This is a genomic window from uncultured Maritalea sp. (genome assembly GCF_937139385.1).
GTDB lineage: Bacteria > Pseudomonadota > Alphaproteobacteria > Rhizobiales > Devosiaceae > Maritalea > Maritalea porphyrae_A.
This window is the reverse complement of record NZ_CAKZPW010000217.1, coordinates 1-4,893: the sequence shown is the minus strand read 5'-3', so window position 1 is coordinate 4,893 and position 4,893 is coordinate 1. Positions and strand designations below refer to the sequence as shown.

5 protein-coding genes are annotated in these 4,893 nt (G+C 50.4%); all 5 read right to left on the bottom strand.

Annotated elements, in window-relative coordinates:
* On the bottom strand, nucleotides 1–650 hold a 650-nt coding region (locus Q0231_RS09275; RefSeq protein ID WP_299347311.1), incomplete at its 3' end, for a crosslink repair DNA glycosylase YcaQ family protein.
* A 67-nt stretch (nucleotides 651–717) separates the two neighbouring features.
* On the bottom strand, nucleotides 718–1,764 hold the full coding sequence (locus tag Q0231_RS09270; RefSeq protein WP_299347309.1) for an ABC transporter substrate-binding protein: 1,047 nt from the start codon (nucleotides 1,762–1,764) through the stop codon (nucleotides 718–720).
* The gene (locus Q0231_RS09265) at nucleotides 1,734–3,119 is read right to left on the bottom strand and encodes a sensor histidine kinase (protein WP_269393690.1); all 1,386 of its coding nucleotides are present in this window, start codon (nucleotides 3,117–3,119) and stop codon (nucleotides 1,734–1,736) included. Before Q0231_RS09265 ends, Q0231_RS09270 begins: the two co-directional genes overlap by 31 nt.
* Nucleotides 3,116–3,784, bottom strand: a complete 669-nt coding sequence (locus Q0231_RS09260; protein ID WP_299347308.1) for a response regulator transcription factor — start codon at nucleotides 3,782–3,784, stop codon at nucleotides 3,116–3,118. Before Q0231_RS09260 ends, Q0231_RS09265 begins: the two co-directional genes overlap by 4 nt.
* A 141-nt stretch (nucleotides 3,785–3,925) precedes the next feature.
* Entirely contained in the window at nucleotides 3,926–4,714 is a 789-nt protein-coding gene (locus Q0231_RS09255) for an SDR family oxidoreductase (RefSeq protein WP_299347307.1), read from the bottom strand.
* Between the last annotated feature and the right edge of the window lie 179 nt (nucleotides 4,715–4,893).

Sequence of the window (4,893 nt, the reverse complement as noted above, 5' to 3'; positions counted from 1 at the left end):
GCCACACCAAGCCGCCGCAGGGCAGCCTCACATAACCAGTCAATCTGTTCTTGTTCATCCAGTTTGGTGTCAAGCAACTGCTTTGAGATCACCCGATCCGTTAAATCGTAATACTTCCGAAATTTTTCGCGGTGCGAGGTGGTCAATACTCCAGAATACCAAAGATAATCGAGCATACTCTTGTGCGGTGGCCGCACCCACATCGCCTTTTCACCTTCAATTTTTGAATCAAACGCTTCAGTGGACAAAGGTCCCTCTTGCGCGATGCGATCTAAGAGTAACTGATGCTCTTTTGGGTCCAGCACCTTGCCGTCAGAATAATATTTCTTAACCCGTGCTTCCATCTGATCAAAACGCCGCCGCCACATGGGAAAAAAGTCACTAGGAATCATGGAGGCATCATGCGTAAAATGCTCGAACAGATCACCCGAGCGCCCCAAATGCTGGTCGATCATTTTCGAGCGATAGCACTGGTTACGGCTCCACAAAATGTGATGGTGCGCCCGCGCAACATTCTGGATCGTATCAATCTGCACAAATCCAAGATCTTTGACCGTTTGCAACAGGTCGAAACGGCCCAGCGGTGGTTTTGCCAACAAATTCTTGTTCAGCCAGAACCAACGTGCCTGTTTGTTGCTGATTTTTCGCATCGATCACCCGATCAGTTTCCCAGGACAAGATTGGAACATATAAGGAACACGCGCAAGTGCAAAGTTGCTAGTTTTGCTTGATCGAACTGGTCCAACTGCGCAGAAATGTTTCGCGGCGCAACTGATCTAGAAAGACCAACAGCCCCGGGCCCAAACGAATTGGCCGAAGCACCGTGCCTGAAAGCTGTGCCTGCTCCACAATAGGCGGCAGGCCGGTGGCGGCGGTCAGTTCAGGATGCGTGCGAAGCCGCGCCAAAAAGTCAATCATCCGACCAGCTCCCTCGGCCTGTTTGGCACCTTTAGGAATAAGTGCGGTGCGCAACATCACCCCCACAAAGTCGTCGAGCGGCACAATCTTCAGGCCATCGGTGCCCTGTAGCTGGCTCTCCGCATAGCTGCCTAAAACATTGTAGGCCAACGCAAGTTTGCCTGAAGCAACATCAGCAATCATGCCGCCAGAACAACAATAGAGCTGCGCGTCTAACCGCCCCATCACTTCAGTAAGCCGCCAAAAGCTCTCAGTATTTCGAGAATCTTGAGTGGCAAACAAATACCCCAACCCTGATGTGCGCACATCATATGTGCCAACACGTCCCGCAAATGTCTCAGGATTGTCGCGCAGTGTTTCAATCAATTCCTGTCGTGTCCGCGGCACGTCCAAATTGGCAAAAGCCGCCTCTGAAATTACCATGACCGCCGGCTCTTGAGTGAAGCCAAAAAGCTGGTTCCTCCACTTTGCCCAACTGGGCAGTGAAGCTGTTGCTTCTGATGAATAGTCAAGGGCAAACCCGTCATTGGCGAGCTTTGTTTGCAAATCCATTGCAGAAGAAATGACCAGGTCGAACTGCGCGCCTTCCTCATAAATCGCCTTCATCACCTCGGTACTACCTGAGGTGACGTAATTGATACTAATGTCCGGATTTGCAAGCTGAAATGCGAGAATGATCGGCTCAAAAACCGCTATATCCGCCGTCGACAATATCGATATCGTGCGCTGAGCTCCCGCAACCGGATATCGCTTTTGAGCTTCAATTTCAAATGCTTGTGCGCAAAAAACAAGCGAAACGAAAGTGAATAAACTAGCTAAGACCGTTTGAACACAAGCACGACGCATGCACCAACACCTTCCTTATTAGATTCAACGCGCAATTGGCCATTATGCGCGCGCACGACCTCATCGGCGATGGTTAGCCCCAAACCGGACCCAACGATATCATCCACATTTACACCGCGAGAAAACCGAGCGGTGAGTTTGCCCAAGTCCGCATTGGCAAACCCCCGCCCTTGGTCCGTTACCGACAGTTTTATCGTGTCATCATCTTGGGTTACCCGCACAACAATTGAACTCTCAGCAGGCGAATATTTGATAGCGTTGTCCAAAATATTGCGCACCGCATTTTGCAGCAGAATATTGTCGCCAAAAATCATCGCCCGCTCAGCCACCAGTTCGCGGATGATTTCAATATCCTTGAGTTCGGCCGTGGGTTGAAGGCGTTCGCAAGTTTCCGCAGCCAACTTGCACAAATCAATCTCGTCGCGTTCAAGCTGATCCGTGCGAAACGTCACCATTGCATGGTCAAGTAGTTGGCCGGCCGAGCGAGAGCTTTCATCGACCGCGCGGATCATCTCACGCAAGGCTTTGCGATTTGCCGGTTTTTCCATTTGGCGATAAACGACTTCTGCTTGTGTACGCACGGTAGCTAAGGGTGTGCGCACCCGGTGCGCCGCTTCAGCAATAAACTCTTCAGACCGCGTTAGAGATGCCCGCAAGCGCATCATGAAGTTGTTAAGTGCATCAACCAATGGCACCAATTCACCCGGCGTTTTTGTGACAACTGGACGAAGATCTTTTGGCCCGCGACGCGTTACCGATTGTGCCAGTTTTTTCAAAGGCGCAACCGCGCTCTGCGCAGCCAACAAACTTAACGCCGTGGCCATGAGGAAAAATCCAATTGCCACAGCCATTGCGGTTGACGTGATTTGTGACGAAATAACGGCCAAACCACGCCGTGTTTGCGCAATTATAATGCGCACGTCCGCCGCTCGCTCACCATTGCTAACGGCCCGCGCCAAAGAAACAACGCGCACCTCTTCTCCCCGATATTCGCTTGTGACAAATTGAGCAACACGCTGACGAGCAGGAACATCGGGAACGGCCAAATCACCATATCCCGTTACCGTTTCGTCATCAGCAACAACACGATAAAACACACGATCTTCGGAAATTGTGCCCAGCATAGACAAAGCGGAATAAGGCAATTCCACCCGCACCTGCCCCCGCTCAGAATAGAGCGCGTCGGCTATCGAGGTCGCTGATGCGGCAAGAATATTGTCTTGCGTATCCGCCGCGGCTTGTTCCGCTATGGAGCGAACCGCAACAAAAAACACAATTGAAAGCAAGGCGGCCATGACCGAGAGCTGAACAACAAGCCGTCGGCGAATTGAGGTCGTCGCCAAAAATCTGATCATGATTGCTGCATCATTCGATAGCCAAGACCGCGCACTGTTTCAATTCTTGCCTGCGAACCATCAAGCTTTTTGCGCAGCCGGCCAACATAAACTTCAATCGCATTTTCCGACACTTCGTCATCAAACGAAAATAGACGGTCCATCAAATAGGTTTTTGAAAAGATCTGCCCTGGCGAGCCGAAAAAAACCTCAAGCAAGCGCAGTTCTCGGTTCCGCAAAGACCGCTCATCGCCAGCTACCTTTAAGCTTCCTGTTGTTGGATCAAACACCAAATCGGCAAACTCACGGGCATTATTTACACTGCCCCCTTGCCGCCGCAACACCGCACGACATCGAGCTTCCAATTCAGCGAAATCAAACGGTTTGGTGATATAGTCGTCTGCTCCCAAATCAAGCAGACCAACACGATCCGAAACTTCTGAGCGGGCCGTCAGCACAATAACGGGTGTGCGTTCGGCTTTGCTACGATGGGTTTTAAGGAATGATCGCCCATCACCATCGGGCAACATTATGTCCAACAGAATCAAATCGTACGCAACGGTCGATGTGCTTGTTGCAGCATCGCCTAAGTCTTTTGCGTGGTCGACAACGTGCCCTTCTAAAGCGAAGCGCTCTTTAAGCGCTTTGGCCAATTGCATATTGTCCTCTACCAACAAAAACCGCAACGTAACGCCTCATCTTCTGACAAAAACACCATTTAAATAGTGTCATACTTCGGACCAATTTGAAAGGGCGACCAATAGCCAAAAGCTGTTAACAACCAAGGACCTATGAAATATATTCACCATCGGCCGCCGCTTCAAAAACTAGATCCCGACGGTAGCGCCACCGTCACATCTGATCACTGAACCATTTACGTAACTAGCGCGCTCCGAAACCAGAAACGCGGCTAATTCTCCAAATTCTTCAGTTCGTCCGTACCGTCCGACAGGAATCTGCGCTTCATTTTGTGCGCGAACTTCTTCGATCGTGCGCCCTGAACGCTCAGCATTCCCGCCATCAAGTTGGTCCAAACGCGCGGTATGAATGCGTCCGGGCAATTGCATGTTCGCGGTGATCCCAAATTGACCAACTTCATTTGCCAAAGACTTACTCCACCCAACGAGGGAGGAACGCAGCGTATTTGACATAGCCAAATTTGGTATAGGCTGTTCAACGCCAGAAGAAGCAATGGTTAAAACCCGCCCCCAATTGTTCGCCTGCATATCTGGCAAACAAAGGTTTGTAACTTCGATCACGCGCAAAATCATTGTATCGAAATAGGTGCGCCATACATCAGCGTCAGGTGTCGTTGTAGCCCCCGGAGGCGGCCCACCTGTGTTATTGACCAGAATATCAACCCGTCCTAGTTTTGCCTTTGCATTCGCATAAAGATCTTGCGCTGCCGACTTAACGGATAAATCAACCACAGCAAAGTCAGCTTTTCCGGGCCCTTGAGCCGTCAATTGGCCTGCAACTTCAGCCAATTTATCTGCAGACCGACCACAGATCATCACATGGGCACCCTCTTGCACCAAAGCCGTTGCAACTGAAAGCCCCAAGCCTTGGCTAGATGCCAATACCAGTGCCTTTTTGTTTGCCAAACCTAAATCCATATTTCACTCAACCTCTCGCCAACTTCTCAAATCGTTGCCCAAACCAGCAACGCCAAGCAACACTCTTTCATCATGTTTGTGCAAGCGCAAAGAAACTCTTTTGTGAACGACTAGTTTAGATTCCGATGGATCAATCGTATTCGCATTCACCGCGAAATGGAATCACAATGCCTCAAGAC

What these genes read in the sequence shown, in the direction of transcription:
- Q0231_RS09270 (WP_299347309.1), bottom strand. Translation starts at nt 1,764, where the DNA reads ATGCGTCGTGCTTGTGTTCAAACGGTCTTAGCTAGTTTATTCACTTTC.
- Q0231_RS09265 (WP_269393690.1), bottom strand. Translation starts at nt 3,119, where the DNA reads ATGATCAGATTTTTGGCGACGACCTCAATTCGCCGACGGCTTGTTGTT.
- Q0231_RS09255 (WP_299347307.1), bottom strand. Translation starts at nt 4,714, where the DNA reads ATGGATTTAGGTTTGGCAAACAAAAAGGCACTGGTATTGGCATCTAGC.